This is a genomic window from Nonomuraea sp. NPDC050540, assembly GCF_044457485.1.
Lineage (GTDB): Bacteria > Actinomycetota > Actinomycetes > Streptosporangiales > Streptosporangiaceae > Nonomuraea.
Genome location: NZ_JBITHA010000028.1, coordinates 1 through 14,644, shown reverse-complemented (window position 1 = coordinate 14,644; position 14,644 = coordinate 1). Strand labels below are relative to the sequence as shown.

Here is a 14,644-nt window from a genome sequence, read left to right as displayed (position 1 = left end):
TACCGACCAGTAGGTACGTGACGCTAGAGCCTTGTTCTGTGAGTGATTATGCATGAAATGGGTGATTTGTCCGATCTCACCATGTGGACGGGAAGGGCGGTCTCACTTGCATGTTCATCCTCTGTTGTGCATCATCTTTCTAAGCAAGAACATGAGTTACAGTGCATGAACATGCAGGAGGTTCGATGAGGGCGGCGATCGCCGGTGCCAGCGGCTACGCCGGCGGAGAGCTGCTCCGCCTGCTGCTCGGTCACCCCAAACTGCGGATCGGCGCGCTCACCGCGGCTGCCAGCGCGGGCAGCACGCTCGGCGCCCACCAGCCGCACCTGCCCCAGCTCGCCGACCGGGTCATCGAGGAAACCAGCCCCCAGACCCTCGACGGCCACGACGTCGTCTTCCTGGCCCTGCCGCATGGCCATTCGGCCGCCGTCGCCGCCGGACTCGGGCCCGACACCATTGTCGTCGACTGCGGCGCCGATCACCGGCTCACCGACCCCGCCGCGTGGCGGGAGTTCTACGGCGGAGCCCACGCGGGCAGCTGGCCGTACGGGCTGCCGGAACTGCCCGGCCAGCGCGAGGTGCTCAAGGGCGCCCGGCGCATCGCCGTACCCGGCTGCTACCCGACCGCCGTGACCCTCGCCCTGTTCCCCGCCTTCGCCGCCGGCCTGGCCGAACCCGACGTCGTCGTGGTCGCCGCCTCCGGCACCAGCGGCGCCGGCAAGTCGCTCAAGGCGAACCTGCTCGGCAGCGAGGTCATGGGCTCGGTCAGCGCCTACGGCGTCGGCGGTGGCCACCGGCACACCCCCGAGATGGAGCAGACCCTCGGCGCCGTCGCCGGAACCGGGGTCCGGGTCTCCTTCACCCCGACGCTGGCCCCGATGAGCCGCGGCATCCTGGCCACCTGTACGGCTCCCGCCGTACCCGGGCTGACCAGGCGGGCACTGCGCGACGCCTACCACGAGGCGTACGCCACCGAGCCGTTCGTGAGCCTGCTGCCGGAGGGCGCCTGGCCCGCCACCGCGATGACCTACGGCGCCAACACCGCCGCCCTGCAGGTGACGCTCGACGAGCGCGCCGGGCGCCTGATCGCCGTCATCGCCATCGACAACCTCACCAAGGGCACCGCCGGAGGCGCGATCCAGAGCGTCAACCTCGCCCTCGGCCTGCCGGAAGAGCTCGGCCTCCCCCTGACAGGAGTTGCTCCATGAGTGTGACCGCCCCGCTTGGCTTCAAGGCCGCAGGTATCGCCGCGGGCATCAAGGCCAGCGGCAACCGCGACCTGGCCCTCGTCGTCAACGAAGGACCCTCGCGCGCCGCCGCGGGCGTCTTCACCGCCAACCGCGTGAAGGCCGCCCCCGTGCTCTGGTCGCAGCAGGTCCTGCGCGGCGGCCGGGTCCGAGCGGTCGTGCTCAACTCCGGCGGCGCCAACGCCTGCACCGGCCCCGAGGGATTCCAGGACACCCATGCCACCGCGGAGCAGGTGGCCGCCTCGCTCCAGGACTCCGCGGGCGAGATCGCGGTCTGCTCGACCGGCCTGATCGGCGAGCGACTGCCCATGGACGCGCTGCTCGGCGGCGTCGAGACGGCCGCCGAGCAGCTCTCCCGCGACGGCGGCCTGGCCGCAGCCGACGCGATCAGGACGACCGACACCGTCTCGAAGATCTCCTTCAAGCGCGGTGAGGGCTACATGGTCGGCGGCATGGCCAAGGGCGCGGGGATGCTCGCCCCGGCCCTGGCCACCATGCTCGTCGTGCTGACCACCGACGCCGACGTGACCAGCGAGGAGCTCGACGCGGTCCTGCGCAAGGCCACCGCGAAGACCTTCGACCGGCTCGACGCCGACGGCTGCATGTCGACCAACGACACCGTGCTCCTGCTCGCCTCCGGCGCCGCCGGGGTGAAGCCGGTGCTGAGGGAGTTCGAGGAGAAGGTCACCGAGGTCTGCGCCGACCTGGCCAGGCAGCTGCTCGTGGACGCCGAGGGCGCCTCCAAGGCGATCGCCATCGAGGTGGTCGGCGCCGCCTCCGAGGACGACGCGGTCAAGGTCGGCCGGACCGTCGCCCGCTCGAACCTGCTCAAGTGCGCCATCCACGGCGAGGACCCCAACTGGGGCCGCGTCCTGGCCGCGGTCGGCACCACCGACGCCGTCTTCGAGCCCGAGCGCCTCAACGTCGCCATCAACGGCGTGTGGATCTGCCGGGGCGGCGCCGTCGGCGACGACCGCGACAAGGTCGACATGCGTCCCCGCGACGTCACCATCACCATCGACCTGTCGGCGGGCACCAACTCGGCCACCATCCACACCACCGACCTGACCGCGGACTACGTCCACGAGAACTCGGCCTACTCCTCATGAGGTCGGCCTCCGCGCTCACGAAAGCGGCCACGCTGATCGAGGCGCTGCCCTGGCTGACCCGCTTCCAGGGAGCCACCGTCGTCATCAAGTACGGTGGCAACGCCATGACCGAAGAGTCGCTCAAGGCGGGATTCGCGGAGGACATCGTCTTCCTGCGCTACGCCGGTCTCAAGCCGGTCGTCGTCCACGGCGGCGGCCCCCAGATCAGCAAGGCGCTCGACCTGCACGGGATCGAGTCGACCTTCACCGCCGGGCTGCGCGTGACCTCGCCCGAGGCCATGGAGGTCGTCAGGATGGTCCTGGTCGGCCAGGTCAACCGCGAGGTCGTCGGCCTGGTCAACCGGCACGGCCCGTTCGCGGTCGGGCTGTCCGGCGAGGACGCCAACCTCTTCACCGCCGAGCGCAAGCACGCCGTCGTCGACGGTGAGAAGGTCGACATCGGCCAGGTCGGCGAGATCGTCCACGTCGACCCCAGCGCCCTGCGCGCGCTCATGGACGACGGCCGCATCCCGGTCGTCTCCAGCGTCGCCCGCGGCGAGGACGGCCAGATCTACAACGTCAACGCCGACACCGCCGCCGCCGCGCTGGCCGTGGCGCTCAAGGCGGAGAAGCTCATCGTCCTGACCGACGTCGAAGGCCTGTACGCCAACTGGCCCGACGACAGCGACGTCATCGGCAAGCTCAAGGCCGCCGAGCTCGAAGAGCTGATGCCCACCCTGTCCAGCGGCATGGTGCCCAAGATGGGCGCCTGCCTGAGCGCGGTCCAGGGCGGCGTCAACCACGCCCACGTCCTCGACGGCCGCGTCCCGCACTCCCTGCTGCTAGAGATCTTCACCGACGAAGGAATCGGAACCATGGTGATGCCCTGATGAGCCTGTTCGAGAGGTTCGAGAAGTCGTTCATGCCGAACTACGGCACCCCGCCGGTCGCCCTGGTCCGCGGCGAGGGCAGCGCGGTGTGGGACGTCGACGGCAGGCGCTACCTCGACTTCATCGGCGGCATCGCGGTCAGCTCGCTCGGCCACGCCCACCCGGCGCTGGTCGAGGCGGTCTCCCGGCAGGTCGCCACGCTGGCCCACACCTCCAACCTGTTCGTGCACGAGCCCGAGGTCCTGCTCGCCGAGAAACTGCTCGGGCTGCTGAAGGAGCCGGCCAAGATCTTCCTGGCCAACTCCGGCACCGAGGCCAACGAGGCCGCGTACAAGCTCGCGCTCAAGTACGGCCGGCGTGAGGGCCGGCGCTACTTCGTCGCCGCCGAGAACGGCTTCCACGGCCGCACCATCGGCTCCCTGTCGCTGACCGGCAAGAAGGCCATCCGCGACCAGTTCGGCCCGTTCCCGGTCGAGGTCAGGTTCGTCCCCTACGGCGACGCCGAGGCCCTGCGCGAGGAGGTCGGCGGCGAGTGCATCGCGGTCTTCCTAGAGCCCACTCAGGGTGAGGCCGGCGTCGTCCCCCCGCCGGACGGCTACTTCCAGGCCGTCAGGGAGATCTGCGACTCCACCGGCGCGCTCATGGTCGCCGACGAGATCCAGTCGGCGATCGGACGCACCGGCCACTGGTTCGCCCACCAGGCCGACGGCGTCGTCCCCGACATCCTCACGCTGGCCAAGGGCCTGGGCGGCGGGCTGCCGATCGGCGCCTGCGTCGGCTTCGGCGAGGCCGGCACACTGTTCGCCAAGGGCGACCACGGCTCGACGTTCGGCGGCAACCCGGTCTCGTGCGCCGCGGCGCTGGCCGTACTGGAGAACGTGGATCTCGAACACGTGCAGAAGGTCGCCGTGCAGCTGCGCACCGGCCTGGAGGCGATCGAGCACCCGCTGCTTAAGGGCGTGCGCGGCCGCGGCCTGTGGCTGGGCGCCGTCCTCACCTCCGACGTCTCGGCCGCCGTGCAGAAGGCCGCCGCCGACGCGGGCTTCCTGGTCAACGCCCTGCAGCCCGACGCGGTACGGCTCGCGCCCCCGCTGGTGGTCACCGACTCCGAGGTGCAGTCCTTCGTGGACGCCTTCCCCAAGATCCTCGCCGAGGCCGCACCATGACCAGGAGACACTTCCTCAAGGACGACGACCTGAGCCCGGCCGAGCAGGCCGAGGTGCTGGAGCTGGCCGCCGCGATGAAGAAGGACCGCTACGGCTACCGCCCCTTCGAGGGGCCCAAGACCGTCGCCGTCCTGTTCGACAAGCCCTCCACCAGGACCCGCGTCTCCTTCGCCGTCGGCGTCGGCGAGCTGGGCGGCCTGCCTCTGATCATCGACGGCGGCGCCTCCCAGATGGGCCGCGGCGAGCCCATCGAGGACAGCGCCCGCGTCCTGGAGCGCCAGTGCGCCGCCATCGTCTGGCGCACCGCGGGCCAGGAGCGCATCGAGGCGATGGCCGAGGGCACCACGGTCCCGGTCGTCAACGCGCTGACCGACGAGTACCACCCCTGCCAGATCCTCGCCGACCTGCAGACCGTCCGCGAGCGTTTCGGCACCACGAAGGGCCTGACCCTCGCCTACGTCGGCGACGGCGCCAACAACATGGCCCACTCCTACCTGCTGGGCGGCGCCACCGCCGGCATGCACGTGCGGATCGGCGCCCCGAACGGCTACCAGCCGGACGCCGTCATCCTCGACCGGGCCGCCGCCATCGCGGCCGGGACCGGCGGCTCGGTGGTCTCGCTGAGCGACCCGGCCGCCGCCGTCCGGGGCGCGCACGTGATCGCCACCGACACCTGGGTCTCCATGGGCCAGGACGGCAAGGACGAGCGCGTCGCCGCGCTCATGCCCTTCCAGGTCAACACCGAACTGCTGGCCCACGCCGCCGGTGACGCGATCGTGCTGCACTGCCTGCCCGCCTACCGGGGCTACGAGATCACCGCCGACGTCCTCGACGGCCCGAAGAGCGCCGTGTGGGACCAGGCGGAGAACCGGCTGCACGCCCAGAAGGCGCTGCTGCACTGGCTGGTGAACAGCTGAGATGACCATCCCGATGACCAAGGTCGCCCGCCAGGCGAAGATCACCGAGCTGCTTCAGCGGCAGGCGGTCCGCTCGCAGCCCGAGCTGGCCAAACTGCTGGCCGAGAGCGGCGTCGAGGTCACCCAGGCGACGCTCTCACGCGACCTCGACGAACTGGGGGCGCTCAAGTTGCGTGCCGAGGACGGCTCGCTGGTGTACGCGCTGCCCGGCGAGGGCGGCGGCCGCATCCCGCTGGCCAGGCTCGGCACCGGCGAGACCCCGGCCGCCAGGCTCCACCGCATCGCCGAGGAACTCCTGGTCTCGGCCGAGGCCAGCGCGAACCTGGTCATCGTGAAGACCCCGCCCGGCGCGGCCCAGTTCCTCGCCTCGGCGATCGACCACGCCGACTGGGAGTCGATCCTCGGCTGCGTGGCCGGGGACGACACCGTCCTCGTCATCGCCCGCGACCCGCAGGGCGGCGCCGGCGTCGCGCAGTCGCTGCTGAAGGTGGCCGACCGACGAAGCTAGCCCGCTGACCGCGGGCTCTTCGCGCCACCATCAGTCACCGAATCGGAGAAGACACCATGACCGAGAGAGTAGTTCTCGCATATTCCGGCGGCCTCGACACCTCCGTCGCCATCCCGTACCTCGCCGAGAAGATGAACGCCGAGGTGATCGCCGTCGCGGTCGACCTCGGCCAGGGCGGTGAGGACATGGACGTCATCCAGAAGCGGGCCCTCGACTGCGGCGCGGCCGAGTCCGTCGTGGTCGACGCCAAGGAGGAGTTCGCCGCCGACTTCTGCCTGCCCGCGCTGCGCGCCAACGCCCTCTACATGGACCGCTACCCGCTGGTCTCCGCGCTCTCGCGCCCGCTCATCGTCAAGCACCTGGTGAGCGCCGCCCAGCGCTTCAACGGCACGATCGTCTCCCACGGCTGCACGGGCAAGGGCAACGACCAGGTCCGCTTCGAGGCCGGCCTCGCCGCCCTCGCGCCCGGCCTGCGCGTCGTCGCCCCCGCCCGCGACTTCGCCTGGACCCGCGACAAGGCCATCGAGTACGCCGAGTCGAAGAACCTGCCGATCGAGACCAGCAAGAAGAACCCGTTCTCCATCGACCAGAACCTGTGGGGCCGCGCCGTCGAGACCGGCTTCCTGGAGGACATCTGGAACGGCCCCACCCAGGACGTCTACTCCTACACCGCCGACCCTGCCCAGCCGCGCGCGGCCGACGAGGTCGTCATCACGTTCGAGGCGGGCGTGCCGGTCAAGCTCGACGGGCGGGCGCTGACGCCGTACCAGATCGTCGCGGAGATGAACGCCCGCGCCGGCGCGCAGGGCGTGGGGCGCATCGACATGGTCGAGGACCGGCTCGTCGGCATCAAGTCGCGCGAGGTCTACGAGGCGCCCGGCGCCGTCGCGCTCATCGCCGCGCACATGGAGCTGGAGAACGTCACCGTCGAGCGGGATCTGGCGCGCTTCAAGCGGGGCGTGGACCAGCGCTGGAGCGAACTCGTCTACGACGGCCTGTGGTTCTCGCCGCTCAAGGACGCCCTGGAGTCGCTCATCGACGACGCCCAGAAGTACGTCACCGGCGACATCCGGATGACGTTGCACGCCGGCAAGGCCGTGGTCACCGGCCGGCGTTCCGAGGAGTCGCTGTACGACTTCTCGCTGGCCACCTACGACACCGGCGACACCTTCGACCAGTCCCTGGCCAAGGGGTTCGTCCAGCTGTTCTCGCTGCCCGCGAAGATCGCGGCCGCCCGGGACGCCAAGCGGGCCTGAGGTGCACTATGGTCGCGGAGGACTTCGCTGTGGAGATTGAGGAGCTGACGGTGAGTGATGGTAAGCCGATGAGGCTGTGGGGCGGACGCTTCGAAGGTGGTCCGGCCGACGCGCTGACCCGGCTGTCGGTGAGCGTGCACTTCGACTGGCGGCTCGTGCCGTACGACCTGGCCGCGTCCAGGGCGCACGCGCGGGTCCTGCACAGGGCGGGTCTGCTCACGCGGGACGAGCTCGAGCGCATGATCGGCGCGATCGACGACCTGGAGCGCGCCTGCAAGTCGGGCGAGTTCCGGCCGACCGTCGCCGACGAGGACGTGCACACCGCCCTGGAGCGCGGCCTGCTGGAACGGCTCGGCGCCCTCGGCGGCAAGCTGCGCGCCGGACGCTCGCGCAACGACCAGATCGCCACCGACCTGCGGCTCTACCTGCGCGACCACGCGCGCACGATCGTCTTCAGGCTCGTGGAGCTGGAGACGGCGCTCATGGCGCAGGCCGAGCAGCACGCCGAGACCGCCGCCCCGGGCATGACGCACCTGCAGCACGCCCAGCCGGTCTCCTTCGGCCACCAGCTGCTCGCCCACGTGCACGCCTTCGCCCGCGACATCGACCGCCTCACCGACTGGGACAAGCGCGCCGCCGTCTCCCCGCTCGGCGCCGGCGCCCTGGCCGGCTCCTCGCTCCCGCTCGACCCCGAGGCGGTCGCCGACGAGCTCGGCTTCTCCTCCGCCGCCCCCAACTCGATGGACGCCGTCGCCGAGCGCGACTTCGCCGCCGAGTTCCTCTTCGACGCGGCCATGATCGGCATGCACCTGTCGCGGCTGGGCGAGGAGATCGTCCTGTGGGCCTCGCAGGAGTTCCGCTGGATCGAGATGGACGACGCCTACTCCACCGGCTCCTCGATCATGCCGCAGAAGAAGAACCCCGACGTGGCGGAGCTGGCGCGCGGCAAGTCCGGGCGCCTGATCGGCAACCTCGTGTCCCTGCTGACCGTGCTGAAGGGCCTGCCGCTCACCTACAACCGCGACCTGCAGGAGGACAAGGAGCCCGTCTTCGACTCCGTCGACACGCTCCTGCTCGTGCTGCCCGCGATGGCCGGGCTCGTGGCCACCATGCGGGTCAACACCGCCCGGCTGCAGGCCACCGCCTCCGACGGCTTCGCCCTGGCCACCGACCTGGCCGAGCTGCTGGTCCGCAAGGGCGTCGCGTTCCGCGAGGCCCACGAGGCCGTCGGCCACCTGGTCGTCTACTGCCAGGTCAACGACGTCGAGCTCGGTGACGTCAGCGACGAGGACCTGCTCAAGGTCTCGCCGCACCTGACCCCCGACGTGCGCGACGTCCTCAACGTCCCCGGCGCCCTGGCCGCCCGCAAGGCGCCCGGCGGCACCGCGCCCGACCGGGTCCGCGACCAGCTCGTCGCGCTGCGGGAGGCGGTCGACGCGCAGGCGGCATGGGCGGCCGGATCCTGAAGCCGCTGCCGCGCTCCTTCTTCGACCGGCCCTCGCACGAGGTCGCGCCCGACCTGCTCGGGCGCGTCCTCGTGCACGGCCCCGTCTCCCTGCGCCTGACCGAGGTCGAGGCGTACGGCGGGCCGGGCGAGGACCCGGCGGCCCACACCTACCGGGGCAGAACGCCGCGTAACGCGGTCATGTTCGGCCCGCCCGGCCACCTGTACGTGTACTTCACCTACGGCATGCACTACTGCGCCAACCTGGTCTGCCTGCCGGAGGAGCACGGCTCGGCGGTACTGCTGCGCGCGGGCGAGATCGTGGACGGACTGGAGACCGCGCGATCCCGGCGCGGCGCCACGCGCCCGGCGGCCAGGCGGATGCCCGACCGCGACCTCGCGCGCGGCCCCGCCAGGCTCGCGGTCGCGCTCGGCCTGCACCGCGAGCACAACGGCCTCGACGCGATCCGCACCGGATCCGGCACCCTCGCCGTGCTGGAGGGCGAGCCGCCCGAGCGCACCCACGTCCGGTCCGGGCCGCGCACCGGGATCTCCACCGCCAAAGAGGTGCCGTGGCGGTTCTGGATCGACGGCGACCCGACCGTCTCGCCCTACAAGGCTCACGTCCCCCGGCGGCGCAGCGCGGCGGCCACCTCGGTGGGGGAGGCGCCCAGCTCGTGAGGGCTGAAGATGTGCAGGGCGTCGCCGGTGTCGATCTCCAGCATCTCGCTGCGCAGACCGAACCGGGTGCGCACATCCACCTTGACGTCCTGGATCTGCTCCCACGGCACGTGCCGGTGGCCGGCGTAGCCGTGGACGACCGTGATGCCGCTCTCGTCGGCGCGCAGCCGTACCGGGACCAGGAGATCGCGCAGTGCCATGGCGCCGACCAGCAGTGTCGCGGGGACGGCCAGGATCAACCCGCGGGTGTCTCCCGCCAGCCACCAGTACACGGCGAGAGCCGCGCACACGACAGCCCCTAGGATCTTGAGAGCGGCCAGCTCGCGACGGACCTTCCACATGGAGACCGAGCGTATCCAAGTGGCGCTCATCCGTATGGATCGGGCAGGCTGGGACCGACATCCACTACCCGGAAAGCCGAGATCGTGACCGACATTCTCGATGACCTCGCCTGGCGCGGCCTGATCGCGCAGTCCACCGACCTCGACGCCCTGCGCGCGTCGCTGGCGACCGGTCCGATCACGGCCTATTGCGGGTTCGACCCGACCGCGCCCTCCCTGCACGTGGGCAACCTGGTCCCGCTGTTCACGCTGGCCAGGATCCAGCAGGCGGGCCACCGGGCGATCGGCCTGGTCGGCGGCGCCACCGGCCTGATCGGCGACCCGGGCGGGCGCAGCACCGAGCGGGCGCTCAACCCGGCCGAGGTCGTGGCCGAGTGGGTGGCGAAGATCCGGGTGCAGGTCGAGCGCTTCCTCGACCTGTCCGACGAGGCGCGCGGCGTCATGGTCAGCAACCTCGACTGGACCGCCGAGCTGTCGGCGATCGACTTCCTTCGCGACGTGGGCAAGCACTTCCCGGTCAACCGCATGCTGGCGCGCGAGGTGGTCGCCGCCCGCCTGGCCGGTGAGGGGCTCAGCTACACCGAGTTCAGCTACCAGCTGCTGCAGTCCAACGACTACCTGGAGCTCCACCGCCGCTTCGGCTGCACGCTGCAGCTCGGCGGCAGCGACCAGTGGGGCAACATCACCGCGGGCGTCGACTTCATCCGGCGGGTCGAGGGCGCGCACGTGCACGCCCTGACCGTGCCGCTGATCACCAAGGCCGACGGCACCAAGTTCGGCAAGACGGCCGGCGGCGCGGTGTGGCTCAACCCCGAGATGACCTCGCCGTACGCCTTCTACCAGTTCTGGCTCAACTCCGACGACCGCGACATCGTGAAGTTCCTCAAGATCTTCAGCTTCCGCGGGCGCGAGGAGATCGAGGAGCTGGAGAAGTCCGTCGCCGAGCGGCCCTTCGCCCGCGAGGCGCAGCGGGCGCTGGCCGAGGAGTTCACCACGCTGCTGCACGGGGCCGGCGAGCTGGTCAAGGTGCAGGCGGCGTCCAAGGCGCTGTTCGGGCAGGGCTCGCTGGAGGAGCTCGACGCGGCCACCCTCGGCTCGGCGCTGGCGGAAGTGCCCAAGGCGGCCGTGCCGGCGCTCGGAGCCCCGTTCATCGACCTGCTGGCCGAGAGCGGGCTGGTGGAGTCGAAGTCGGCGGCGCGGCGCGCGGTCAAGGAGGGCGGCGCGTACCTCAACAACATGAAGATCACCGACGAGGCGTACGTGCCCGAGGCCAAGGACCTGCTGCAGGGGCGCTTCCTGGTGCTGCGCCGCGGCAAGAAGTCGATCGGCGGCGTCGAGGTCGGCTGAACGCGGGCGGGCCCTTCCTTCGGCGGAAGGGCCCGCCTTCGTCCGCGTCTAGTGCCGGCCCTCCTCGGGCTCGTCGGCGTTGAGCGGGGTGAGCTGGTCGGCCGGCGTCTGCCCGTTCGGCCGGGTACGTTCCCCGCGCGCCAGCACCGCCGTGTCCGGGTAGTCCGTGACGAACGCGTCCACGCCCAGCTCGATGTGCGCCCGGTACTCCGCCAGCGCGTCACCGTGCTCGGTCGGCACGCTCCCGCGCCGTAGCTGCAGCGGCAGGTACTGGTTCTCGCTCCGGAACGTGTAGACGCCGATCTTGAGCCCGGCCTTGTGCGCGTCGGAGACGAGCGAGGTGGGCGCGCCGGTGCCGCCGTCCGGGTTCAGGGGGATGGCCGAGGACTTGTCCGGGCCGATCCACTGGGCGTAGCCGGCGATCTTCGCCAGTCCTTCGGGCTTCATCATGTCGGCGTACGTGGTGGGGTCGCCCGCCGCCTTCAGGTCGTACGGCTGGCCCGTCGTCCCCAGCGCCTGCCACAGCGGCACCCGCAGCGCGCCGGCCACCCGCTTCAGGCTCGACGGCTCGAACGACTGCACCACCACGGGCCCGCGCGGCCGGTTCAGCCCGTTGCGCCGGACCGTCTCGATCAGCTTCTCCTCCAGCGGCAGGCCGATCGAGCGGAAATAGGTCGGATGCTTGGTCTCGGGGAAGACGCCGACCTCCCGGTCGTACCTCTTGGAGAGCTTCTTCGCCAGGTCGAGCACCTCCTGGAAGGTCATGACCTGGTAGTAGCCGTTGTAGACGGTGTTGCGCTGGCGGATGGCCGGCAGCCGCTCCACGGCGCGCAGCGTCTTGAGCTCGGCCAGCGTGAAGTCCTCGGTGAACCAGCCGGTGACGTTGCGCCCGTCGACGACCTTGGTGGTCCTGCGCCCGGCGAACTCCGGACGCGCCGAGACGTCGGTGGTGCCGGAGATCTCGTTCTCGTGCCGCACGACCAGCACGTGGTCCTTGGTCGGCACCAGGTCGGGCTCGATCCAGCCGGCGCCCATGGCCACGGCCAGCTCGTAGCTGCCCTGGGTGTGCTCGGGGCGGTGCCCGGCCGAGCCGCGGTGGCCGATGACGACGACCTGCGAACGCTCGGGACGGTGGTCGGCGGCGGTGGCCGCGCTCGCTCCCGCTCCGGTGAGAGGGGTCAGGACGGCGAGCGTGGTCGCTGCGATCTTTCGCACGTGGAACTCCCTGCGGCGCCATCGCCGGAGACTCTCACCGGTCGATCACCGCGGCGATTATGGTAAGGACCGAAACCTCCGGTTGTGCCAACAATCGCGAAACTTCCGGTGACATCGCGTCCTCGGTGTGCTCGGCTGCGGTTGGTGCTCAGCGGAATTCAGCGGCGCGTGAACAGGGCGACCGTGATGCCGGGGATCTCGGCCGAATGCCAGGCGGAGGCCTGTTCGAAGCCCGCCGCCTGTACCGCCGCGATCCGCGGGAGCTTCGCCGTCTTCGCCCCGCGCCACAACATCCAGACGCGTTCGCGCCCCTCCAGCGCGGCGGTGACGTCGTCGCGCTCGGGCCAGGCGAAGCCGTGCGCCTCCGGTTCCCGCGAGGCCAGGAGCACGTCGTCGGGCAGGGGCTTGGCGGCGTAGTAGAGGACGCCCTTGCGTTCGGAGCTCTGGCCGTAGACGAGGGCGTCGCCGGGGCGCGTCTTGATCCTGGCGAGGGCTCCGGGGAAGTCCGCGTACCGCCCGTTGTGGTCGCGCACGTCCAGATGCGCCGGTACGGCCAGCGCGACCGTCACCCCGGCCAGCACGGCGCCCGCGACGACGGGCAGGCGCGGCACACTGGCCGCGGCCAGCCCCGCCAGGAGGGCCAGCGCCGGAGTGGTGACAAAGAGGTAGCGGTCGACATACACAGGTGTCACCAGATGGGAGACCGCCAGCAACAGGACCGGCGGCAGCACCAGCCAGGCCAGCAGCGCGGGGCTCTCCTTCAGGCGCCACGTCAGTGCCGCCCCGAGCAGGGCGGCCGCGAACAGCAGCAGGCCGACCTCCATCGAGTCCGCCGCCATCTTGGGGAACTTCAGCAGCACGTCGGGGCCGCGTTGCGGGATCCAGCTGATCGCGTGGCGCTCGCCGTACCCGATCAGGCCGAGGGCGACGGCGGGCAGGCCGCCTATGGCGAGTGCGGCCAGCATGCGCGACCAGGTCGCGCGGCGCGCGAGCAGCAGATGCGCGGGCAGCGTGAGCACGGCGAACAGATGGGTGCAGCAGACCAGCGCGATCGCCCCGCCGTAAAGGACCCAGCGGCCGGTACGGCGCGGCTCCTCGATCGCCCGGTGCAGCGCCCAGAAGGCGAAGACCACCGCGGCGGCGGCGAACGCGTACGAGCGGGCGAAGGCGCCGTAATAGGACACGGAGGGTAGCGCCGTGAAGATCACCGCGGCCGTCACGCCCGCGGTCGTGCCGTGCAGGCGGCGGCCCAGATCGGTCAGGAACCAGGCGGCGACGCCGATGGCCAGCGCCGAGGGGAGGCGCAGCCACAGCTCCGCCGTGCCGAGCTTCACCCACAGGTGCATGAAGACGTAGTACGGCAGGAAATGGCCGTCGATGTGCTGCGACAGCTCCCACAACCCGGAGATGGAGCGTCTGGCCGCGCTGACCGTGGCGAGTTCGTCACCGTTGAGCGAGGCTATTCCGGAGCCGGACAGCGCCACCGCGGCTGCCAGTGCGGCCATCGGCCAGGGGAGCCAGGCGTACGAACGGGTCGCCGGCGGGGCTGGGCGGATGATCGTGGCAGTCACCGGGGAAGAATACGCTCGAAACATGAGCGACGTGATTCTGTTTGACCTTTATGGGGTTATCGCCCGCACGCAGACCGAGCAGGCGCGCGAGCGGCTCGTGGAGCTCGCGGGGGTGCCGGGCGAGCGGTTCTGGAAGGCCTACTGGGATTGCCGGCCGGACTACGACGCGGGGCTCGGCAGCGCGGCGTACTGGGAGAACGTGGCCGCGCGGCTCGGGACCACCTTCGCCGACGTGGCCGCGCTGACCGCGGCGGACCTGGACAGCTGGTCGGAGTCCGACCCCGAGATGGTGGCGCTGGTGAACGAGCTGGCCGACGAGGGCCGCACGCTCGGCCTGCTGTCGAACATCATCGAGGACCTGGTGCCGGTGTGGGAGCGCAGCGACTGGCTGAAGCGCTTCGCTGCACGGACCTTCTCGTGCCGGATCGGCGTGGCCAAGCCGGACCCGCGTGCCTATGAGGTGGCGGCCGGGCAGCTCGGGGTGCCCGTGGAGCGGATCCTGTTCCTCGACGACAGCGAGGTGAACGTACGGGCGGCGCGGGCGGTGGGGATGGCGGCCGAGGTGTTCACGTCGGCCGCGCAGGTCAGGAAGCTGGTCGGCGGCGCGCCGACGTGGTGATTTGACGTCACGCCGATCGCGACCTAGTCTTTGTTTTCGCCCCGGGAGCGATCCGGACGCCGTGTCAGGCGGACGGGCCCCAGGGCACAAGCCCCTTGAGACTCCGTCTCGGGTACGCGTAGAGCCACCGGAAAACTCCGTTGATTCGACACGCCCATGATGGCACGGTACGTTTTTAGGGGTTTCTTGCTGCTCGGAATTTGCGAAACGTCAAATCCTCGGATTTGACAGGAAGCAAGCCGGGTGAAACTATAGAAATACGAAATGAGCCGCTGGAAAACGCGTCCGTTTCTTGAGAACTCAACAGTGTGTTAAAAGCCAGTGCATGAAGTATTTCATGCAACACCTCGTCTG

At 70.7% G+C, this 14,644-nt stretch carries 14 protein-coding genes; 11 read left to right on the top strand and 3 right to left on the bottom strand.

Annotation, left to right across the window (positions count from 1 at the left end; translation table 11 throughout):
• The first annotated feature begins 185 nt into the window (after positions 1 to 185).
• From argC to ACIBI5_RS50420, 9 genes are read left to right on the top strand one after another with little or no spacing between them, the layout of a single operon-like run.
• Positions 186 to 1,208 (top strand): N-acetyl-gamma-glutamyl-phosphate reductase, encoded by a 1,023-nt coding sequence (gene argC / locus ACIBI5_RS50460; RefSeq protein WP_397258349.1) that lies wholly within the window; start codon positions 186 to 188, stop codon positions 1,206 to 1,208.
• Complete coding sequence (gene argJ / locus ACIBI5_RS50455) at positions 1,205 to 2,356, top strand: bifunctional glutamate N-acetyltransferase/amino-acid acetyltransferase ArgJ (RefSeq protein ID WP_397258347.1); 1,152 nt, start codon at positions 1,205 to 1,207, stop codon at positions 2,354 to 2,356. The genes argC and argJ overlap by 4 nt, the downstream gene beginning before the upstream one ends.
• The gene (argB, locus tag ACIBI5_RS50450; RefSeq protein ID WP_397258345.1) at positions 2,353 to 3,225 is read left to right on the top strand and encodes an acetylglutamate kinase; all 873 of its coding nucleotides are present in this window, start codon (positions 2,353 to 2,355) and stop codon (positions 3,223 to 3,225) included. The genes argJ and argB overlap by 4 nt, the downstream gene beginning before the upstream one ends.
• Positions 3,225 to 4,391 carry an acetylornithine transaminase gene (locus ACIBI5_RS50445; RefSeq protein WP_397258343.1) on the top strand — a complete coding sequence of 389 codons (1,167 nt, stop codon included), beginning with the start codon at positions 3,225 to 3,227 and terminating at the stop codon, positions 4,389 to 4,391. The genes argB and ACIBI5_RS50445 overlap by 1 nt, the downstream gene beginning before the upstream one ends.
• Positions 4,388 to 5,308 carry an ornithine carbamoyltransferase gene (argF, locus tag ACIBI5_RS50440; RefSeq protein ID WP_397258341.1) on the top strand — a complete coding sequence of 307 codons (921 nt, stop codon included), beginning with the start codon at positions 4,388 to 4,390 and terminating at the stop codon, positions 5,306 to 5,308. Before ACIBI5_RS50445 ends, argF begins: the two co-directional genes overlap by 4 nt.
• Position 5,309: 1 nt before the next feature.
• Complete coding sequence (locus ACIBI5_RS50435) at positions 5,310 to 5,816, top strand: arginine repressor (protein ID WP_379627459.1); 507 nt, start codon at positions 5,310 to 5,312, stop codon at positions 5,814 to 5,816.
• A 56-nt stretch (positions 5,817 to 5,872) separates the two neighbouring features.
• Entirely contained in the window at positions 5,873 to 7,072 is a 1,200-nt protein-coding gene (locus ACIBI5_RS50430; protein WP_397258339.1) for an argininosuccinate synthase, read from the top strand.
• An 8-nt stretch (positions 7,073 to 7,080) separates the two neighbouring features.
• Positions 7,081 to 8,538, top strand: coding sequence for an argininosuccinate lyase (gene argH / locus ACIBI5_RS50425; protein WP_397258338.1), 1,458 nt, complete (start codon positions 7,081 to 7,083; stop codon positions 8,536 to 8,538).
• The gene (locus ACIBI5_RS50420) at positions 8,520 to 9,197 is read left to right on the top strand and encodes a DNA-3-methyladenine glycosylase (protein WP_397258336.1); all 678 of its coding nucleotides are present in this window, start codon (positions 8,520 to 8,522) and stop codon (positions 9,195 to 9,197) included. Before argH ends, ACIBI5_RS50420 begins: the two co-directional genes overlap by 19 nt.
• Here ACIBI5_RS50420 and ACIBI5_RS50415 read toward each other — a convergent pair.
• Positions 9,137 to 9,538, bottom strand: coding sequence for a PH domain-containing protein (locus tag ACIBI5_RS50415; protein ID WP_397258334.1), 402 nt, complete (start codon positions 9,536 to 9,538; stop codon positions 9,137 to 9,139). The genes ACIBI5_RS50420 and ACIBI5_RS50415 overlap by 61 nt on opposite strands.
• 84 nt (positions 9,539 to 9,622) lie before the next feature.
• Here ACIBI5_RS50415 and tyrS point away from each other — a divergent pair, with 84 nt between their 5' ends.
• Complete coding sequence (gene tyrS / locus ACIBI5_RS50410) at positions 9,623 to 10,885, top strand: tyrosine--tRNA ligase (protein ID WP_397258332.1); 1,263 nt, start codon at positions 9,623 to 9,625, stop codon at positions 10,883 to 10,885.
• A gap of 48 nt (positions 10,886 to 10,933) precedes the next feature.
• Here the strand turns inward: tyrS and ACIBI5_RS50405 are convergent, their stop codons facing one another.
• Positions 10,934 to 12,100 (bottom strand): glycerophosphodiester phosphodiesterase, encoded by a 1,167-nt coding sequence (locus ACIBI5_RS50405; protein WP_397258330.1) that lies wholly within the window; start codon positions 12,098 to 12,100, stop codon positions 10,934 to 10,936.
• A 158-nt stretch (positions 12,101 to 12,258) separates the two neighbouring features.
• Positions 12,259 to 13,671, bottom strand: coding sequence for a glycosyltransferase family 39 protein (locus ACIBI5_RS50400; RefSeq protein ID WP_397258328.1), 1,413 nt, complete (start codon positions 13,669 to 13,671; stop codon positions 12,259 to 12,261).
• A gap of 22 nt (positions 13,672 to 13,693) precedes the next feature.
• Between ACIBI5_RS50400 and ACIBI5_RS50395 the strand changes: the two genes are divergently transcribed.
• Positions 13,694 to 14,290 carry an HAD family hydrolase gene (locus ACIBI5_RS50395; protein WP_397258326.1) on the top strand — a complete coding sequence of 199 codons (597 nt, stop codon included), beginning with the start codon at positions 13,694 to 13,696 and terminating at the stop codon, positions 14,288 to 14,290.
• Positions 14,291 to 14,644: the final 354 nt, after the last annotated feature.

Bases quoted from the DNA above. Each gene is read 5' to 3' on its own strand.
- argC (WP_397258349.1), top strand. From the start codon at position 186: ATGAGGGCGGCGATCGCCGGTGCCAGCGGCTACGCCGGCGGAGAGCTG.
- argJ (WP_397258347.1), top strand. From the start codon at position 1,205: ATGAGTGTGACCGCCCCGCTTGGCTTCAAGGCCGCAGGTATCGCCGCG.
- argB (WP_397258345.1), top strand. From the start codon at position 2,353: ATGAGGTCGGCCTCCGCGCTCACGAAAGCGGCCACGCTGATCGAGGCG.
- ACIBI5_RS50445 (WP_397258343.1), top strand. From the start codon at position 3,225: ATGAGCCTGTTCGAGAGGTTCGAGAAGTCGTTCATGCCGAACTACGGC.
- argF (WP_397258341.1), top strand. From the start codon at position 4,388: ATGACCAGGAGACACTTCCTCAAGGACGACGACCTGAGCCCGGCCGAG.
- ACIBI5_RS50435 (WP_379627459.1), top strand. From the start codon at position 5,310: ATGACCATCCCGATGACCAAGGTCGCCCGCCAGGCGAAGATCACCGAG.
- ACIBI5_RS50430 (WP_397258339.1), top strand. From the start codon at position 5,873: ATGACCGAGAGAGTAGTTCTCGCATATTCCGGCGGCCTCGACACCTCC.
- argH (WP_397258338.1), top strand. From the start codon at position 7,081: ATGGTCGCGGAGGACTTCGCTGTGGAGATTGAGGAGCTGACGGTGAGT.
- ACIBI5_RS50420 (WP_397258336.1), top strand. From the start codon at position 8,520: ATGGGCGGCCGGATCCTGAAGCCGCTGCCGCGCTCCTTCTTCGACCGG.
- ACIBI5_RS50415 (WP_397258334.1), bottom strand. From the start codon at position 9,538: ATGTGGAAGGTCCGTCGCGAGCTGGCCGCTCTCAAGATCCTAGGGGCT.
- ACIBI5_RS50395 (WP_397258326.1), top strand. From the start codon at position 13,694: ATGAGCGACGTGATTCTGTTTGACCTTTATGGGGTTATCGCCCGCACG.